This is a genomic window from Actinocorallia herbida (genome assembly GCF_003751225.1).
GTDB classification, from domain to species: Bacteria; Actinomycetota; Actinomycetes; order Streptosporangiales; family Streptosporangiaceae; genus Actinocorallia; species Actinocorallia herbida.
Window position 1 is genome coordinate 5,982,563 of the sequence record NZ_RJKE01000001.1, and the last position, 17,763, is coordinate 6,000,325.

Consider the following 17,763-nt stretch of genomic DNA (forward strand, 5'->3'; position numbering starts at 1 on the left):
GGCCATGGCCCACGCCTCAGAGCCTGCGGGAGGTACTCATGCAGACCGTTGGGCGGAAGTGTTCCGGAGCCGGGCTCCGGCTCGGCGGGCGGTCGGGGAAGTTGCGTTGAGTACGGCGACGATGCGGTCCAAGGTGTCGAGGCCGAGGCGGCCGTCGGCTGCGGCAACGAGGCCCCGTAGGGGCATCTGAGCGAGGACGGCTTCGATCATGGCCTTGGTGGCCTGGTCGCCGCCGGTCGGGACCTGCCTGCGCACGGCGACGAGCAGCAGGGAACGCAGCCTCCGGCCGAGCCAGGTCTGGGCGAGGTCCTCGATGGTGGAGTCCGTGGTGTACGGCAGGAGCGGGCGGAGAGCCGGGACGGGGCGCTGAAGGAGCGCCGCCATCTCCTCTCCGGTGGCGACGGGCCCCGAAGGCGCGGGTACGGGCGTGATGACGTCGTCCGACTCGACGTGCACGGTGATGCTCGCCCGGATGTCGCGCGAGGAGGCGCCGACGCGCAGTTCGAAACCGCCCGTCTCCACGAGCCAGGATCCCGTGGCAACGTCGTAGACGGCGAAGGAGCGGCGGTCCAGCCGGAGTTCGGCGTCGCACGACTGTCCGGGGGCCAGCCTCACCCGTGCGAATCCCTTGAGCTCCTGCGCGGGCCGGTGCACGGTGGACTCGGTGTCGTGGACGTAGAGCTGCACAACCTCCGATCCCGCCCGCGCGCCGGTGTTGGTGACCGGCACGGTGACGACAAGGTCGGTACCCTCCCCGGTGACGTGCGGTGTGCCGTACGAGAACGAGGTGTAGGTCAGCCCGTGGCCGAAGGGGAACCTGGGCGCGACGTCCCAGGTGTCGTGGAAGCGGTAGCCCACATTGGACGTCTCGCGGTACAGGGCCTGGGTGGGAGCCGTGGTCGGGAATCCGGCGGAGGCGGCCAGGTCGGCGGCCCGGACCGGGAGGCTTTCGGCGAGTCTGCCGCCCGGTTCGGAGTCTCCGAGCAGGACGTCGGCGATCGCGGCGCCCGCCGCCTGCCCGCCCAGGTATGCCTCGATGAGGGCCGCGGGCTCGTCGGCCCAGGGCAGCTCGAACGGCGCCCCGTTGACGAGCACGACGGCCGTGCGGGGGTTGGCGGCGACGACGGCGCCTACGAGATCGTTCAGGTCGGAGGGGAAGGCCAGATCGGTGCGGTCCACACCTTCGGCCTCAAGACCGGCCGGCACGCCCAGCACCAGGACGACCGCGTCGGCGGACGACGCCTCGGCCACGGCCGCCTGCCGCTGCTCCCCCGATGACGTCCCGGTGACCGGATCGTAGCCGGGCGTGTAGGCGAGTTCGGGCAACCGGTCGCGCAGCGCGGCGAGCAAGGTCTCGGTGCGCCAGGGGTTGACGCGTGAGCTGCCCACGCCCTGGAACCGGGGGTGTTCGGCGGCGGCTCCGATCACCGCGACGCGGCCAAGCGCGGACAACGGGAGCAGGCCGTCGTTGGTGAGCAGGACGGTGCCAGCCGCCGCGGCCCGTCGGGTGAGCGCGTGGTGGGCGTCCCGGTCCACGGCGGCGGGGCCGGCTTCGGCCCGGGCCTGCTCCGCGCGCAGCGAGAGGGCGACGACCCGTGCGGCGGACCTGTCGACGTCGTCCTGGGAGAGTTCGCCGAGGTCGACGGCGCGCAGCACCCGCGCGTCCCAGGCGCCACGGCCTCCGGGCATCTCCAGGTCGAGCCCGGCCCTGACTCCGGCGACGCGGTCGAAAACCGCCATCCAGTCGGACATGACCAGGCCGTCGAAGCTCCACTCGCCACGGAGGATCTCGGCGAGCAGGTGACGCGATTCGCCGGTGTGCTCGCCGTTGAGCAGGTTGTAAGAGGTCATGACCGTCCACGGCCTCCCCTCGCGCACGGCGATCTCGAACCCGGCGAGGTAGACCTCCCGCAGGGTGCGCTCGTCGATCACCGAGTCCAGGCGCATCCGCGAGGTCTCCTGGCTGTTGCCGGCGAAGTGCTTCACCGACGCGCCGACCCCCTCGGACTGCACACCCCGTACCAGTGCCGCCGCCGCCTTCCCGGCGAGGAACGGGTCTTCGGAGAGGTACTCGAACGTGCGCCCTCCGCCCGGGTGCCGTTTGATGTTCAGCCCGGGACCGAGCAGGACGCCCACCCCCTCGGCGCGCGCCTCGCGACCCATCGCCGCGCCGACCTCTTCGAGCAGCTCCTCGTCCCAGGTCGAGCCGAGCGCCGCGCCGGCGGGGAAGCACGTGGCGGGCACGGTCTCGCCGATGCCCACGTGGTCGGCGTCGGCGACCTGTTTGCCCACACCGTTCGGCCCGTTCGCGAGCACGACGGCGGGCGCGCCGGGCGCTTCCTCAGTCGACCACATGCCCGCGCCCGACAGGAGCCGCACCCGCGCGGCGGGATCGAGCGCCTGCACGATGCGTCTGGCCTGCGCCGCCATCGGGTCCTGGGTCTGGTCGGTGTCGTGGTGGATGCTCATGATCCTTCTCGTGTCCGGCTGTCGGAGGGAAGTCCCTCGAAGAAGTCGACGGCGGCCTGTGGGGAGTCGAGGTGCTCGGTGGAGCCGCCCATGATGCGCGGCATCCGGGCGACCGAATTCGGCACGATATGGCCGCCGCCTCGGACGGTGTACAGGCGCACCGGGTGCGCGGTTCCGGCTCCGTACTCGGTGAGCGTCACCGAACCGTCCTCGCCGGGATCTCCACCGACGAGCGTGCGGACCGGGCCGTCGGTGACCCGGTTGACTCCGGCCAGCAGCAGTGCGCTCTCCTCGGCGGAGCGCACAAGGCCCAGATTCTGCCCGAACGCGCCGGCCTTTCCTCCGTCGTAGGGGCTGACCGGGTCGCCGGTGCCCTCCACGAGCATGACGGGGACCGGCGTGTTCCACGGGGTGCATTCGTTGTTGCCGTCAGCGGGGAGCTCGGCGGCGTTGGCGACGATCCCCGCGAACGTCCCCGGGCTCTCCGCGATCATCCGGAAGAGCATGTGGGAGCCGTTGGAGTAGCCGAAGCCGTAGACCCGCGAGGCGTCCAGGCGGTTCTGGGACGTCACCGTCGCCACGAGTTCCTCGACGAAGTGCACGTCGTTGACGCCCTCACGCCTGGCGGGGTAGGGAGTAGCCGTGCGGCAGTCGTGCCACGTCTTCTCGTAGCCTTCGGCGTAGACCACGGCGAAACCCTTCTCAACTGCCAGTTCCTCCAGGCGGTAACCGGTGAAGGCGCGGATCTGCGGGACCGTGTTGTTCGCCCCGTGCAGCACCACCCACAGCGGGGCGCCGTCCGGAAGCGAGTCGGGGACAACCGTGACGTAGCGACGCTGCCTGCCGTCGACGGTGATGGACGCGCTCGTCTCCCTGACCGCCAGAACGGGCTTGTCCGGCGTCGGCACCCACACGAACCACCACGCCAGGGCCGCGACGGTGAGGACGAGGACGCCGAGCACCGCGCCCGTCCAGACGAGCACGCGCCGAAGTCGCCCGTGCCGCATGGGGGCCGCCATCACCGCACCGCCTTGATCGGCCAGACCGCCAGGGCGCCGAGCACGCTCAAGGCGATTCCCACGGGGAACAACCCGGCGTAGCCGAACGAGAGAACGATCGCTCCGGCGACCCCGGGGGCGAGCGTCTGGGGCAAGGTGGCGGCGATGTTGACCACGCCGAGGTCCTTGGCGAACGACTTCGCGGAAGGCAGGACCTCGCTCATCAGCGCGGTGTCGACCGCTTGGAACATCCCGAATCCGAAGCCGCAGACGAATGTCATCAGCGTCCAGGCCGTCACGTCGGGCCATATCCAGGGCAGCAGGAGTGCCAGCCCTGTGATCATCGCGGAGCCGAACACGAACGGCTTGCGGCGTCCCGCGCGATCCGACAGCGGTCCGGAGATCGCGGTGGCGATCAGGATTCCGGCGAGGCTGATCGCACCGAGCATCGGGATCCTCGACTCGGGCTCGGCGACGTCAAAGTAGTCGGTCAGCAGGAAGAGCTGGTATCCGGTCACCGAGAAGTACCCGGTGTAGAGGAGCAGGCGCCCGAGGAAGGCCCAGGCGAAGTCGGGGTGCCGGACCGGGCTGACCCAGAACGCGGCCAGGAAGTCACGCAGCCGGAACAGCTCTGGGGCCGCCTCGGTGCTGGGCTGATCGGGGTTGAACAGGGTGAAGAGGCCGAGGGCGATCAGCGGGACCGCGGCGAAGACGAGGTAGCCGGCGGTGACGCTGTCGAAGAACAGCGATCCCAGGATCTGCCCGCCGAGCGCGCCGAACATCACGCCGATCCCGGTCAGCGCGGCGAAGGTGCCGCGGCGCGCGACCGGGACCCGGTCGGGCAGGACCGCGCTCAGCGGGCCCTGCGCGAAGTTGAAGCAGATCTGGACGAGCATCCAGGCGATCGCCACTCCGACGAGCGAGTCGGCGAAGGCCAGCCCGACAAGTGCCAGTCCTCCGGCGAGCGCGCCGAGGACCATCCACGGCGCCCGGCGGCCGAGCCGCGAGCGCGTCCGGTCGGAGACCTGACCGGCGATGGGCTGGGCAATCATCGCCGCGAGGGCGCCGATAGTCGCGACCAGGGCTAGGTCGCCGACCTTGTCATCCTCGCCGAACAAGACGGTGATCTGCTGCGGCAGCAGAACGCCGGGGATCGCTCCCCACAGGAGGAAGACCCCCAGGTTGGCGGGGATGATCCAGCCCATCAGGCGGCGCAGGCCCTTGATCGGGACGGGCGGGTCTTGAGCGCCCTCGGCCTCGCGGTGCGCGGGCGTGGAGAGTCCATCGGGGTGGGACATGGGGTTCTCCGCTTACTGAGCAGGGGATGCTTGCACTAAATCGATTTAGCGTGCCCAGGACAATCCCACCCCGATAGGTCTTTTGTCAACAGGTACGACCGGAGCGTTATCGTGGTGCGGTGCCGGACGGCGCGTGTCACGACCCAGGAGCCAGCAATGCCCCGCCAATCGACGCCGAGCAAGCGCGTCACCATTGCGGACGTCGCCCGTGAGGCAGGGGTGTCGCGCTCGACCGTCAGCTTCGTGCTCAACAAAACGCCGGGGCAGACCATCCCGGAAACCACCCGCCAACGTGTCATCGCCGCCGCCCGAAAGCTGAGCTACCAGCCCTCGGCCACAGCGCGGGCGCTGCGCAGAGGCCGTTCAGACATCATCCTGTTCCTGATGCCGAACTGGTCCACGGGCGAGGCCGTCGCCCAGGCCATGGACGCGATCTCCGTGGCACTTGCCGAACACGGGCTGACCTACCTTCTGCACCCGCGCGCCACATCCAACCGCCACCTGTCCGACCTGTGGAGGAGCGTCACCCCTGCCTTGGTCATCACCGTCGATGACCTCGACGATGACGACTCGGCGGCGCTCGACGCCGCCGGCATCGCGCATATGACGTTCGGCCTCGGCGATGACAGCCGGACGCCGCACTCCTATCAGGAGATGATCGGCCGGATACAGGCCGAGCACCTCATCCAGACCGGCCACACCCGTCTCGGGTACGCCACGGTGCCCGACACATCCTTGTTCACGTTCGCCGAATCGCGACTGCGCGGGGTCCAGCAGGTGTGCGCGGGCTACGGCCTGCCCTCGCCGCTCGCCCTCGGCGCACAGCCCGGAACAGAAGCCGAGCGGTCGCTGCGAGCCTGGCGTTCCGCCGAGGTCACCGCCGTCGCCGCTTACAACGACGAGGTCGCCCTCGCACTCCTGCAGGCCGCACGCGCTTCCGGAGTCACCGTCCCCGAAGACCTGGCTGTCATCGGCGCGGACGACATCGCTGCAGCGGGGCTCTCGTGCCCGCCGCTCACCACCGTCCGCATCGACCCCTCCGCCTTCGTTCCCGCACTCGTCTCGACGATCATGGCGCACCTCAATAGGACACCCCCCGAGAATGCACCGACCATCCCTGACGGAGAACTCGTCCTGCGCGACTCGACCAACGTGACGAAGAAGCGACGGTAGGTGCGGCGCCGCACCTACCGAGCCGACTGCGAGCTCGTTGGCCCATGCACGGCAAGCCGCCGACACTCATCCCTGAGCAGCGTGGAAGACGTACGCCCGCTCAGACCAAGCTTGCATGCTGGACACAGACGCATCGACACCGGGGCGACACCCCCTATGAGCCCTCTCGCCCGCAACCGGGCACAGGACACCAGCCGCTCTGCCGCCAACCTCAACGAACACGGCACCGCTCCCCGAAGAAACCTTCGACACCCTGTGCTCCGGTCATCCGAAGCCGACGACCGGGTGCGGGACGTAAGGCGCCTCCAGGAGGGTGATCTCCTCGTCGGTGAGGGTGATGTCGAGGGAGGCGATGGCGTCCTCGAGTTGGTAGGGCTTCGAGAAGCCGACGATGGGGGCACCGACGGCCGGGTGCTTGCTGACCCAGGCCAGGGCTATCTGGGCTCGCGGCACTCCGCGCGCTTCGGCAACGGAGCCGACGGCGTCTGCGACCGCCCGATCGGCGACGTCCGTCGCGGAATAGAGGTGTTGGGCGAACCCGTCGCGGCGGGAGCGGTCTGTCTGCTCATCCCAGTCCCGGGTGAGCCGTCCTCGCGCGAGCGGGCTCCACGGAAGCACGCCGATGCCCTGGTCGGCGCACAGGGGGAGCATTTCCCGCTCTTCCTCACGATTGATGAGGTTGTAATGAGGCTGCATGCTGACGAAACGGCTCCAGCCGTTGGCCTGCTGAAGGAACAGCGCCTTGGCGAACTGCCACGCGTACATCGAGGAGGCACCGAGGTAGCGGACCTTGCCTGCCTTGACGACGTCGTGCAGCGCCTCCAGGGTCTCCTCGAGCGGGGTGCGCGAATCGAATCGGTGAATCTGGTAGAGGTCGATGTAGTCGGTTCCCAGACGCCGCAGGCTGTGATCGACCTCGGTGAGGATCACTTTGCGGGACAGACCTTGGCCGTTGGGGCCGTCATGCATGCGGCCATAGACCTTGGTGGCGATGACGATCCGGTCGCGATCGGCGTAGTCGGCAAGGGCACGCCCGAGGATCTCCTCGCTGGTGCCGAGTGAATACGAATTGGAGGTGTCGAAGAAGGTGATTCCCGCATCCAGGGCCAGCTTGATCAGCGGGCGTGAAGCCTCTTCGTCGAGCGTCCACTCGGGATAGCCGACTCCAGGTATGCCGAAGGTCATGGCACCGGCGGCGATCGCGGAGATGTCCAGGCCGGTCGAGCCGAGCTTGGTGTACTTCATTGTTCCTCCTGCGGTAAAGCGACGAGCGAACTGGCGGATCGGCCGCCGGGAAGAGCCCGGCACCGGGCTACCGGGAGTCGACCCTCAGGCCAAAGAGGACTCTAAATGAGCCACATTTCCGCGCTTCAATCACCCTGATCGCACTAAGAGTACACTCTATTGATTGATCTTTCCTGGTGAGGACCGGTGCCACAGTGGTCCATGCTGCCGTCACACGTGGGTGGGCTTTCGCAGTCCCAGACGAAGGCCCGCCCACGGTTCGAGCACGCCGCCCACGGGCGGCGTCGCATGTGTCAGCTCACCGGGCCCGGCAGCCTGACATAAGTCGTCTCCAGGTACTCGGCGATCCCTTCCGCGCCCCCCTCGCGCCCGAGCCCGGACTGCTTGACGCCGCCGAAAGGAGCCGCCGCGTCCGAGAGCAGACCCGAATTGATGGCGAGCATCCCCGTTTCAAGTTCCTCGGTGAGGCGCGTTACCCGTCCCAGATCTCGGGTGTAGGCGTACGCCGCGAGCCCGTAGGGCGTGGCGTTCGCGAGCCGGATCGCCTCACGCTCGTCACGGAAGGTGAGGATGGGCGCGACGGGGCCGAAGATCTCCTCAGTCATGAGGCGGGCGTCGGCCGGGATGCCGCACAGCACCGTCGGCGCGTAGAAGTGCCCGGGACCCGGTAGGGGTCCACCGCCGGTCACCAGACGCGCGCCCCTGTCCAACGCGTCTGTGACGAGCCCGTGCACCTTGTCTCTGCTTCGCGCATCGATCAGCGGTCCTACCTCGGATCCTTCGTCCGCGGCAGGGCCGACGGTGAGCGCGCCCATTCGCATGGCAAGAGCGGCAGCGAACTCTTCGGCGACCTTCTCGTGTACCAGGAAACGGTTCGCCGCAGTGCACGCCTCGCCCATGTTCCGCATTTTGGCGATCATGGCACCATCCACGGCCGCTTCGATGTCGGCGTCCTCGAAGACGAGGAACGGCGCATCACCGCCGAGTTCCATCGAGGTCCGCAGAACCGTGCCCGCGCTGTCCGCCAGGAGCCGGCGCCCGACCTCGGTCGAACCAGTGAAAGAGATCTTGCGCAGGCGGTGGCTACGCAGCAGCGGCGTCACCACCGAGGCCGCCTTGGTGGTGGTAATCACATTCAGCACGCCGGGCGGCAGCCCGGCGGCCTGGAACACCTCGGCAGTCAGCAGGGCGGACAGCGGAGTCAGCTCCGACGGTTTCAGCACCACGGTGCAGCCGGCCGCGAGAGCCGGTCCGACCTTGCGGGTGATCATGGCAAGGGGGAAGTTCCACGGAGTGATGAGCAGGCACGGGCCTACGGGTTTCCGATGCACGAGGTGTCGGCTGGCACCGTCAGGGGCAACCGAGTAACGGCCGTGCACCCGGACGGCCTCCCCGCTGAACCAGCGGAGGAACTCGGCCCCGTATCTCACCTCTCCCCGTGCTTCCTCCATCGGTTTGCCCATCTCCGTGGACAGGACGAGCGCAAATTCCTCCCTGCGCTCGGTGATGGTCTCGAACACGCGTCGAAGAAGCTCCCCGCGCTCGATCGGTGGGACCGCACGCCAGTCTGCGGCAGCGTCCTCAGCGGCTTCGAGGGCCAGAAGGCCGTCTGCTGGAGAGGCGTCCGCAACCCCCGCGATCGGAAGATCGGTGGCGGGGTCGCGGACCTCGAATCTCGCACCGTCGGAGGCCGGTCGCCACCGGCCGCCGATCAATAGTTCCGAGGGGACGAGCGTGGACCCGACGGCGTTCCCTGATCTTGTGAAAGCGGTCATCCGGACGGCGCCTTCGACGCGGCGGCCGCCCTGCTGACATGGCCGGTTCCCCCCGAATCCGGCGCTTGAGGCTTGGCTCCGTCGGTCGGGCCGGAATCCATGCCGGGTAGACGGCCCGTGATATCTCGATCCCGAGCGGGCAAACCTAGTTTGCTAGGTTATGGCTGGGCGGCACGTCGGCCGCGACAGAGCCGATGATCAGGAGCGACCTGCGGCGCGACCGAGGACTCGATCTTCGAACACGACGAGTACTCTGGGGAACAATGGAGATACAGCACGTCCGCTATTTCGTGGCTGTGGCCGAGGAACTTCACTTCGGCCGCGCGGCGGAGCGGCTCCACATCACCCCCTCTCCCCTGAGCCGCCATATTCGCGACCTGGAGCGGGAACTGGGCGCCGATCTTTTCGACCGGCGTTATCACCAGGTGGAGCTCACCGGGTTCGGGCAGAAGTTCCTCGAACCCGCTCGAGATCTTCTCGGGCGCTTCGATGCCTTGCGCCGTCTCGGCCCATCCCAGGGTGCGTCACTTCGGCAGCCGCTCCGGATCGGAGCGACCCCTCTCGCTCCTCCCCAGGTTCTGGATCTCGTCCTCGGCATCGCTCGGGAGGCCGAGGACGACGTCGAGCCCACGATCGTCCTGGAGCCTTCGGCGGCTCTGCTCCAGCAGTTGACGGACCGGAAACTCGACCTCGCCGTAGTGCACCTTCCTCCGGGTGACCCCGGCCTGGAGTCGGTCAAGCTCGCCGAATACCGCTTCGGCGTCGCTTTGCGCGGCGACGACGAACTGGCGAAACGGCCGAGCCTCAAGATCGCCGATATCGCGGACCGGCAGATCCTGGTGACCTCCTCGAAGGTCCAGCCGCTCGTCATGGCGGAGTTCCGCCGTCACCTCGCCCGAGCGGGGGCCAAGAGGATCCGCGAACTGCCGCACACGGACATCGTGCAGATCGCGGCCCTCATCGGACGCTCGCGCGACGTCACGGTGGTGTCGTTGAACTCCCTGAGCCGGCGGATCTTCAGCCGGTCCCGGGTCGCCCTGGTCCCCCTCGACGAACCCTCGGTGCGGGTCGAAGCGGGCGTCGCCTGGGCTTCCCCCGGGCCCGGCCAAGGAGTGGACGACCCCGTCCTCTCAAAAGTGATCTCGACTCTCAAGGCCACCGGCACGCGCTCTCCGCTGAAACTCTGAGTCATGCCTCAGCCAGCCAGGACAACGGTGATCCGTTTCCGCATGGCCACGACAGCCGCGTCAGAGAAGGGCGAGACATTCCTCGGCGCCATGCCGAATCCGAGCGCCCTCGCTGTGATGGAGCGGCGGCGAGGGGCTCGAATCCGGCCCACCGCCGTGGTAGGAACCCACGCGGAACGTCTATGACTGCCTCGCCGTGTCTGCTCTGCCGTCGAGGCACGGCCTTCGAACCGGTGACCGGACGAAGAACGCGTCCCGCTCACTCGGCCCGATCACCGAGGTCATACCCGACCAGAGCCGCACTCTCATGCTGCGGCGAGAAAGGAGACCTAGGTGCGGCACCAGAGCCGGTACCGCACCTGTCGAGACGGCCGCGAGCCTAGCTCACTCGCATAGGCTGACTCGGCGGCGTTCAGCCCTGGGCGGCGTGGGAGACGTGTTCCCAGTCGGACCAGGTCTGCAGGCGCTGGGCGTAGAGGTGCTTGACGATGGCGGTGGGCTGGGAGCCGAACAGCACGCGCAGGGGCGGGTTCTCGGCGTCGACGATCTCCAGGAGGGCGGGGCCGGCGGCGGCGGGGTCTCCGTACTGGGCGTCGCCGCTGCGGGCGGCCATGGCCTGGCGGATGTGGTCGTAGGCGGGGTTGGGCGCGGCATGTACGGCGGAGGAGCCGGCCCAGTCGGTGGCGAAGCCGCCGGGCTCGACGAGGGTCACCTTGATGCCATGGGAGGCGACCTCTTGGGCGAGGGATTCGGAGAAGCCTTCCAGGGCCCACTTGCTGGCGTGGTAGCCGCCGAGTGAGGGGAAGGCGCCGATGCCGCCGATGGTGGAGATCTGCACGATGTGGCCGCTGCCCTGGGCGCGCAGGATCGGCAGGACGGCCTGGGTGACCCAGAACGCACCGAAGAGGTTGGTCTCGACCTGGGCGCGGAGCTGTTCTTCCGTCAGCTCCTCGATCATGCCGAACAGACCGTAGCCGGCATTGTTGACCACGACGTCCAGGCGGCCGAACCGCTCGTGCGCGGCCTTCACCGCCGCACCGACGGCGGCCTTGTCGGTGACGTCGAGCGGCAGCGGCAGGATCGCCTCGCCGTACTTGGCGGCCAGATCGTCGAGGGTGGAGGTATCGCGGGCGGTCGCCGCGACCTTGTCGCCGCGCTCGAGGGCGGCCTCGGTGAAGGTGCGGCCGAAGCCGCGGGAGGTGCCGGTGATGAACCAGACCTTGCTCATGATGTGTCCCCTTGAACGACGGAACGCGCTGGAATCGGCGACCGCGCGTAGCCTGCGGAACGCCTGACACCACCCTAACCGAATATTAGATCTAGTCTAAAAATCGACTCCGTCCAAAGCAGATAGACTGGCCGCGAAGGGAGATCGATGAGCCTGCGCGAACGCAAGAAGCTGGAGGCCTGGCGCGCCATCCGTGCCGCCGCCCTACACCTGTTCGACGCACACGGATACGAGGCTGTGAGCGTCGAGCAGATCGCCGCCGCGGCGAACGTCTCCCGGGCGACGTTCTTCAACTACTTCGCGAGCAAGGAAGCCGTCGTCTTCGACCAGGACCCCGAAGAACGCGCCGACTGGCAAGCGCTCATGGAGACCCGCCCCACCGACGAACCCCTGTGGGCGTCGCTCACCGCGATCATGATCGGCTTCAACGAGCGCCTCGCCGACCGCATGCCGCTCCAACGCCGCCTGAAGGCCAACTCCCCCGCCCTGGCGCAGTCCAGCCAGGACCTCAGCGAACAGTTCCGCGGCGACCTGCGCCGCTGGGCCGCTTCCCGCACCCGCCTCGGCGAAGAGCTCACCACGGCCCTTCAGCTCAACCTCGCCTCCGCGGCCGTGTCCACGGCCTACCATGCCTGGCAGCCCGACGAGCCCTTCGACACCTACCTGCGGCATGTTCGCGATTGCCTGAACCGCGCGGCAACCGGCTTCGGCTCCGCGCCACCGGACCCGTCCTAGAACGCTCGGCCCCGGCGTGAACGCCGGGCAACCCGGTCCAGGACGTCGCCGGGCTGATGCAACTTCGCGATACCTACCCCGGACCTTGATCTCTTTCCTATTTCTGGCACACTCAGCAATAAATTGGAGGTTGAGAATGGCGGGAAGGCCCCGGCTGACGGAGGCAGACAAGGAGGCGGTGCGGCTACGGGTGGCCGAAGCCGCAGTCCGGCTGTTCATGAGGCAGGGCGTAGAGGCGACCTCCGTCGGGGAGATCGCGGAGGCGGCCGGCATCTCGCAGCGCACTCTTTGGCGCCACTTCGCGACGAAGGAGGACTGCGCGACCCCGCTGTTCACGCTCGGGATCGGCAAGTTCTCCGACCATCTGGCGCAGGCGTCGGCGGAGGCGCCGCTCGCCGAGGTCCTCACGGACACCTCCTGGCTCGTCGCCACAGGCCAAACAGCGATCCTGTTCACCATCGACCTGGTGCGCCTGGCACGCGACGAGCCCTCTCTCCGCGCCGTCTGGGCACGGGCCACGAGCGAAGCGGTTCCCGCGATCGCCACGGCGCTGGCGAACCGCTCAGGACGCGACCCCGAGGTGCTCGAAGTCAAAGTGGAGGGGGCCATGCTTGCCGCCGCCCTGGACATCGCACTGCGCGACTACGCATGGCGGAACGCCGGCGAGCGCGGCCCTGCTCTGGACGAGATGATCCGCACTGCCTGCGCGAGGGCCCTGTCGGGCCTGACCCCCTGACGCGATTTATGGCGGATCCTGCCAGTAATATGCGTTCCACACTACGCATAACCGCTGGAGAAGACATGGACGTCACGCGTCACGAGGGCAAGACGGTCATCGTCACCGGAGCCGCGAACGGCATAGGTGAGGCCATTGCACGGCGCTTCCACGCCGAGGGCGCACACACGGTGCTCGCCGACCTCGACGAGACCAGGCTGAAAGAGGTCACGGAGGATCTCGGAAGCCGGGCGACATCACTCCCGGTCGACGTGTCCGACCGGGAGAAGGTCGATGCCCTGATCGACGCCGCCGTACGGATCACCGGCCGCCTCGACGTTCTGGTCAACAACGCGGGCATCGGCAACGTCGCCCGGGTAGGCGACCTGACAGACGAGGCCTGGCATCGGGTCCTGGGCATCGATCTCCACGGAGTCTTCTACTGCTCGCGGGCGGCCCTGCCCCACCTCATCGCGACCAGGGGCACGATCGTCAACACCACTTCGACGTCCGGCCTGGGCGGCAACTACGGCTTCGCCGCCTACGGCGCGGCCAAGGGCGCGGTCGTCAACCTGACCCGGCAGATGGCGGTGGACTACGCCGCGGACGGCGTCAGGGTCAACGCGGTCGCTCCCGGACCCATCAACAGCAAGCCGGGGCCGGGCAGCGCCTTCGAGGCCCCCGCGATGGTCAAGGTCTTCCGGCGGAACATCCCGATGGGCCGTGCCGGCCTCTCCCCCGAGGTCGCCGCCGCCGTCTCCTTCCTCGCCTCGTCCGAGGCGAGCTACATCACCGGGCAGAACCTGGTCGTTGACGGCGGCCTGCTCGCGCACACCGGCGAACCGAACTACGCCGAGCTACTCCGATTGAGCTGACCGGAAAGGTGCCGTCCCGCTGCTCCGGGACGGCACCCGGCCCTCACGTGTCCCGGTATTCCGGGCTCCTCCGTTCCCGGTAGGCCGCCATGGCCTCGCCCTGGTCGGCGGTGAGCATCGTCAGGACCTGCTGGCGGTTCTCCAGTTCCACGGCGACGTCGAACGACGGGATCTCCAGCGCGGCCCACATCCCTTGCTTGGTGAGCGAGAGCGACAGCGGGGGCGCGGCCAGCAGATCCTCGACCGCCTTGTCGACGCGCCGTTGGAGCTCATCGTCCGGCACTGCATCGGCGAGCAGGCCGATGCGGACGGCCTCGGCGTCGAAGCGTCTCGCGGTCATCATGAGCTCGTGCGCCCTGCCCGCCCCCACCAGCCGGGGCAGCATCCAGGACGTCCCGATGTCGCAGCCCGAGAAGCCGACTTTGATGAAGGAGACCGCGAAGACCGCGCTCCGTGCGGCGATCCTGAGGTCCGCCGCGCAGACCAGGGCGAACCCTCCGCCCGCGGCCGCTCCGTTCACCGCGGCGATGATCGGTTGCGGCAGTCGCCTCATGCGCTGGACCAGCCCAGAGATGTGGCGCTGCACCATCAGGCCCGACTGAACGGCCCCTTTGCCCTCAGATGCCGACGGCGTGCCATAGCCGTCAAGGTCAAGGCCGGCGCAGAACCCGCGGCCCGCGCCGGTGAGGACCACGACCCGGCACTCCGGATCGCCGGCCGCACTTTTGAGCGCCGCGTGCAGCGCGTCCACCATGTCCACGTCGAGAGCGTTGAGGCGATCGGGCCGGTCGAGCTCGATGCGCAGCACCTCGGGCCGCGGCCGGGTGGCCCGCACGCCCGTCACAGCTGCTCCGCCGGACGGATCAGGAGCTCGCCCACCGCGACATGCGGAGGCCGACTCACGGCGTAGACGATCGCCTCGGCGACGTCTTCGGCGGTCAACGGGGTGAGGGCGGTGTAAGCCTCCTGGACGCGTGCACGCGTACGGTCGTCGGGGATGTGGTCGGGCAGCTCGGTCTGGACGATGCCCGGCTCCACGACGCTCACCCGTACGCCGTAGCGCAGTGCTTCCTGCCGAAGGCCCTCGCTGAACCCGTTGACCGCCCATTTCGAGGCGTTGTAGGCCGCCGATCCTGCGGCGGCGCTGCGCCCGGCGACGGACGACACCTGGACGATGTCGCCGGAACGCCGCTCGGCCATCAGCCGGAACGCGCTCTGGCTGAGGTACATGAGGCCGAGCACGTTGGTCTCGATCATGCGCCGCCAGTCGGCCGGGTCCGCGCGGAGGACCGGGCCGAGCAGCATCACCCCGGCGTTGTTGACGACGATGTCGGGTACGCCGAGCTCGTCGACGGTTCGGGCCAGCGCATCGGAGCGGCTCTCCTCGTCGGTGACGTCCAGCTCGAGCGGCAGCAGAGTGCCGCCCTCCGCCGCGACCTGCTCGCCGAGCTGCGCGAGCCGGTCGGCGCGCCGCGCCGCCGCCGCGACGGCCACTCCCTCTCGGGCCAAGAGCACGGCGGTGGCCGCCCCGATCCCTGATGACGCGCCCGTGATCAGCGCGACCTTGCCCTTCAGCTTCATGGACTCTCCTCGTCAGCCGACTTGCGGTGGAGACAAAGTTATCTAAGTTGCCTTTCATTGCCGATGACAGGGGCGATCGAGCACTTCCTCGACGGCCGTCGGACAGCCAGCACCTCGCCCAGCACGGAGTTGCGCCAGGCAGGCGCCCCGAGCGACGATCCCGCGGGCCAGCCTGTGCCGATTTTGAGGACATTCGTCTACGAAATCAACGCTACGCTTATAAGAACGATGTCTACGACAGGAGTTCCATGCCGCGGCGCAGCAGCAGCACCGATCCGCGGGCTGTCCGGGTCCGGGGGATCATCGAGCGCACCGCGCTGGAACTGGTCACGGAACGGCCGGTCGACACGATCTCGGTGACCGAGCTGATCAAGACGGCCGGGGTGAGCAGGCAGGCCTTCTATGAGCACTTCAAGGACCGCGATACAGCGATCATCGCGGCGCTGCGCGGCGATCTGCTGCAGGCGCTCGACACCCGGACCGAGGAGATCGACGGCGTCCCGATCGTGCTGTCCTCCATCACCCGCCTGGTGGCCGAGCGCAGCGCCCATCACGAGCATCTGCGCGGGAGCACCCTCTTCGGGGCCGTGATCGACCTGTGGCGCGAGCAGTTGGCGCCGGCCTGCGGAGAGCTGGCCACGCGACTGATCCAGGAGCGGAGGGACGAGCTCACCGCGGAGGATCACCGGGCGCTCTCCGCCTTCATCCTCGGTGGGGTGACGGAACTCGTCCGATCATGGGCCAGGGAGACGGCGCAGATCCCCCCTGACCGGCAGGCGGAACTTGCCTGGCAGCAGGTGCGCCGCTTCGTCGGCCTCCAGGCGGGGCCGGTGCGGACCGGCACGTCAACGGGCTGAGTCACGTCACGGGCGGATTCAGGGCGCCCGCCTGGCGTCCCGGTCCTGGATCACCAGGTCCAGAAGGTGGTGCATGTACGAGCGGAACCGCGTGACCTCCCGCGGGTCCTTCGGGTTGCCCGGCTTCTCGGAATGCAAGATCCCGCCCACCACGAAGCCGTAGACGCACCACTCGAAGACGCTGGTGACCATCTCGTACCGGCCCTGGTCAGGGTACTCCTGACCGAACAGCCCACGCAGGCGCCGCCGTGCCGGAGCCCGGAAGCGCTCCTCGACGTCCGAAAGGTCCAGAGCGTCGGACAGACTGCGATGCTGCCACAGATAGGCGAGCTCCGGATTCGCCACATGCAGGTCGATGGCCCTGTCGAGCCACTCGTGCCTTCCCCGATCACCAGCGGGAAGGTCCCTGAACGCCTCCTCGTAGAGCTTGAGGTAGGTCTGGCTCAGCCCTTCCATGACCGCCTCGTAGAGGGCGCGTTTGCCTCCGGCGGCCGCTATCGCCTCGACACCGACGCCCGCGGCATCGGCAATCATCTCCGCGCTGGTGCCGTCGTATCCGAGAGCCGCGAACAGCCTTCTTGAGACGACCACCAGGTCTGGGTCGACGCCATCGGCCGGTCTCTCCGAAGCCATGACTCAGCCTAAGCACCACGCGCCCCATGCCCGAATCAAGCGAACACCAAGGATTCCCCCGGACGACTCCGTCAGCCGACGTCCGATCCCGCACCGCCGGACAACACATAGTTTACGAAGTAGTCTATGTTGGACGTGTCCTTTCCCCTCCCAGGAGGTTCCTCACATGCGCATCGAAAGCATCAGCGCGCTCGTGACCGGCGGCGCTTCAGGTCTCGGCCTCGGCACCGTCAAGCGGCTGGCCAAAGCCGGAGCCCACGTCGTCATCGCCGATCTGCCCCGTTCCCAAGGGCAGGGCGTCGCCGAGGAACTGGGCGAGAACGTGCGGTTCGTCCCTACCGACGTCACCTCCACCGAGCAGGTCCAGGCGGCCATCGCGGCGGCCCGGGAGGCGGGCCCGCTGCGGGCCCTCGTGCACTGCGCGGGGATCGGCAACGCCATCCGGGTGGTCGGCCGTGACGGCGAGCCCGGTGACCTGGCCGGATTCGAGCGGGTGATCGGGGTCAACCTGATCGGCTCCTACAACGTGCTGCGGCTGGGCGCCGCCGCGATGGCCGCCAACGAGCCGGTCGACGGCGAGCGCGGCGCCATCGTACTGACCGCGTCCGTCGCCGCCTTCGAGGGCCAGATCGGCCAGATCGCCTACAGCGCCTCCAAGAGCGGCGTCGTCGGCATGACGATCGTGGCGGCCCGGGACCTGGCCTCCCGCAACGTCCGGGTGAACACCATCGCGCCCGGCTTGATGGACACCCCGCTGTTCGCCTCGCTCCGCGAGGACGTCCGGCAGTCCCTGGCGTCGGCGATCCCGAACCCGCAGCGCTTCGGCACCACCGACGAGTACGCGCACACAGCCCAGTTCATCATCGAGAACGCCTATGTCAACGGCGAGACGATCCGCCTCGACGGCGCCATCCGGATGGCGCCCCGCTGACCGTCCGCCGCCGCGGGGCGACCCCGCCCAGGCGGTGGACGCCCGGCCGGTCCGCTGACGGTA

The 17,763-nt window shown here is 68.6% G+C and carries 16 protein-coding genes; 7 read left to right on the top strand and 9 right to left on the bottom strand.

The annotated features are described in order from the left end of the window. Positions 1 to 36: 36 nt before the first annotated feature. From EDD29_RS27145 to EDD29_RS27155, 3 genes are read right to left on the bottom strand one after another with little or no spacing between them, the layout of a single operon-like run. Positions 37 to 2,469, bottom strand: a complete 2,433-nt coding sequence (locus EDD29_RS27145; RefSeq protein WP_211359930.1) for a beta-glucosidase — start codon at positions 2,467 to 2,469, stop codon at positions 37 to 39. Beyond that, a complete protein-coding gene (locus tag EDD29_RS27150) occupies positions 2,466 to 3,488 on the bottom strand; it encodes a CE1 family esterase (protein WP_123667099.1) in 1,023 nt (340 codons plus the stop codon). The genes EDD29_RS27145 and EDD29_RS27150 overlap by 4 nt, the downstream gene beginning before the upstream one ends. Then, positions 3,488 to 4,765, bottom strand: a complete 1,278-nt coding sequence (locus EDD29_RS27155) for an MFS transporter (protein ID WP_123667100.1) — start codon at positions 4,763 to 4,765, stop codon at positions 3,488 to 3,490. Before EDD29_RS27155 ends, EDD29_RS27150 begins: the two co-directional genes overlap by 1 nt. A gap of 156 nt (positions 4,766 to 4,921) precedes the next feature. On the opposite strand from EDD29_RS27155, the gene EDD29_RS27160 reads away from it, so the two are divergent. Continuing rightward, complete coding sequence (locus EDD29_RS27160; protein ID WP_123667101.1) at positions 4,922 to 5,938, top strand: LacI family DNA-binding transcriptional regulator; 1,017 nt, start codon at positions 4,922 to 4,924, stop codon at positions 5,936 to 5,938. Between the two features lie 264 nt (positions 5,939 to 6,202). Here EDD29_RS27160 and EDD29_RS27165 read toward each other — a convergent pair whose 3' ends face one another. Next, positions 6,203 to 7,183, bottom strand: a complete 981-nt coding sequence (locus EDD29_RS27165; protein ID WP_123667102.1) for an aldo/keto reductase — start codon at positions 7,181 to 7,183, stop codon at positions 6,203 to 6,205. 293 nt (positions 7,184 to 7,476) lie between these two features. After that, complete coding sequence (locus tag EDD29_RS27170) at positions 7,477 to 8,958, bottom strand: NAD-dependent succinate-semialdehyde dehydrogenase (RefSeq protein ID WP_123667103.1); 1,482 nt, start codon at positions 8,956 to 8,958, stop codon at positions 7,477 to 7,479. 194 nt (positions 8,959 to 9,152) lie between these two features. On the opposite strand from EDD29_RS27170, the gene EDD29_RS27175 reads away from it, so the two are divergent. Beyond that, positions 9,153 to 10,145 (top strand): LysR family transcriptional regulator, encoded by a 993-nt coding sequence (locus EDD29_RS27175; RefSeq protein WP_123667104.1) that lies wholly within the window; start codon positions 9,153 to 9,155, stop codon positions 10,143 to 10,145. 412 nt (positions 10,146 to 10,557) lie between these two features. Here EDD29_RS27175 and EDD29_RS27180 read toward each other — a convergent pair whose 3' ends face one another. Next, positions 10,558 to 11,373: an SDR family oxidoreductase gene (locus EDD29_RS27180; RefSeq protein ID WP_123667105.1), complete on the bottom strand. Its 816-nt coding sequence runs from the start codon at positions 11,371 to 11,373 to the stop codon at positions 10,558 to 10,560. Positions 11,374 to 11,520: 147 nt separating this feature from the next. On the opposite strand from EDD29_RS27180, the gene EDD29_RS27185 reads away from it, so the two are divergent. The 3 genes from EDD29_RS27185 to budC all read left to right on the top strand — a co-directional run bounded on the left by EDD29_RS27185 (position 11,521) and on the right by budC (position 13,698). Then, positions 11,521 to 12,108 carry a TetR/AcrR family transcriptional regulator gene (locus tag EDD29_RS27185; protein ID WP_123667106.1) on the top strand — a complete coding sequence of 196 codons (588 nt, stop codon included), beginning with the start codon at positions 11,521 to 11,523 and terminating at the stop codon, positions 12,106 to 12,108. 136 nt (positions 12,109 to 12,244) lie between these two features. Continuing rightward, on the top strand, positions 12,245 to 12,844 hold the full coding sequence (locus EDD29_RS27190) for a TetR/AcrR family transcriptional regulator (protein ID WP_123667107.1): 600 nt from the start codon (positions 12,245 to 12,247) through the stop codon (positions 12,842 to 12,844). Positions 12,845 to 12,909: 65 nt separating this feature from the next. Then, a complete protein-coding gene (gene budC / locus EDD29_RS27195) occupies positions 12,910 to 13,698 on the top strand; it encodes a meso-2,3-butanediol dehydrogenase (protein ID WP_123667108.1) in 789 nt (262 codons plus the stop codon). A gap of 43 nt (positions 13,699 to 13,741) precedes the next feature. On the opposite strand, the gene EDD29_RS27200 is transcribed toward budC, so the two are convergent. Continuing rightward, the gene (locus tag EDD29_RS27200) at positions 13,742 to 14,542 is read right to left on the bottom strand and encodes an enoyl-CoA hydratase/isomerase family protein (protein ID WP_123667109.1); all 801 of its coding nucleotides are present in this window, start codon (positions 14,540 to 14,542) and stop codon (positions 13,742 to 13,744) included. Further along, a complete protein-coding gene (locus EDD29_RS27205) occupies positions 14,539 to 15,279 on the bottom strand; it encodes an SDR family NAD(P)-dependent oxidoreductase (protein WP_123667110.1) in 741 nt (246 codons plus the stop codon). Before EDD29_RS27205 ends, EDD29_RS27200 begins: the two co-directional genes overlap by 4 nt. Positions 15,280 to 15,527: 248 nt before the next feature. Here EDD29_RS27205 and EDD29_RS27210 point away from each other — a divergent pair, with 248 nt between their 5' ends. Next, entirely contained in the window at positions 15,528 to 16,136 is a 609-nt protein-coding gene (locus EDD29_RS27210) for a TetR/AcrR family transcriptional regulator (RefSeq protein WP_123667111.1), read from the top strand. A gap of 18 nt (positions 16,137 to 16,154) precedes the next feature. On the opposite strand, the gene EDD29_RS27215 is transcribed toward EDD29_RS27210, so the two are convergent. Next, the gene (locus EDD29_RS27215) at positions 16,155 to 16,769 is read right to left on the bottom strand and encodes a TetR/AcrR family transcriptional regulator (protein WP_123667112.1); all 615 of its coding nucleotides are present in this window, start codon (positions 16,767 to 16,769) and stop codon (positions 16,155 to 16,157) included. 166 nt (positions 16,770 to 16,935) lie between these two features. Between EDD29_RS27215 and EDD29_RS27220 the strand changes: the two genes are divergently transcribed. Then, complete coding sequence (locus EDD29_RS27220; protein ID WP_123667113.1) at positions 16,936 to 17,700, top strand: SDR family NAD(P)-dependent oxidoreductase; 765 nt, start codon at positions 16,936 to 16,938, stop codon at positions 17,698 to 17,700. Positions 17,701 to 17,763: the final 63 nt, after the last annotated feature.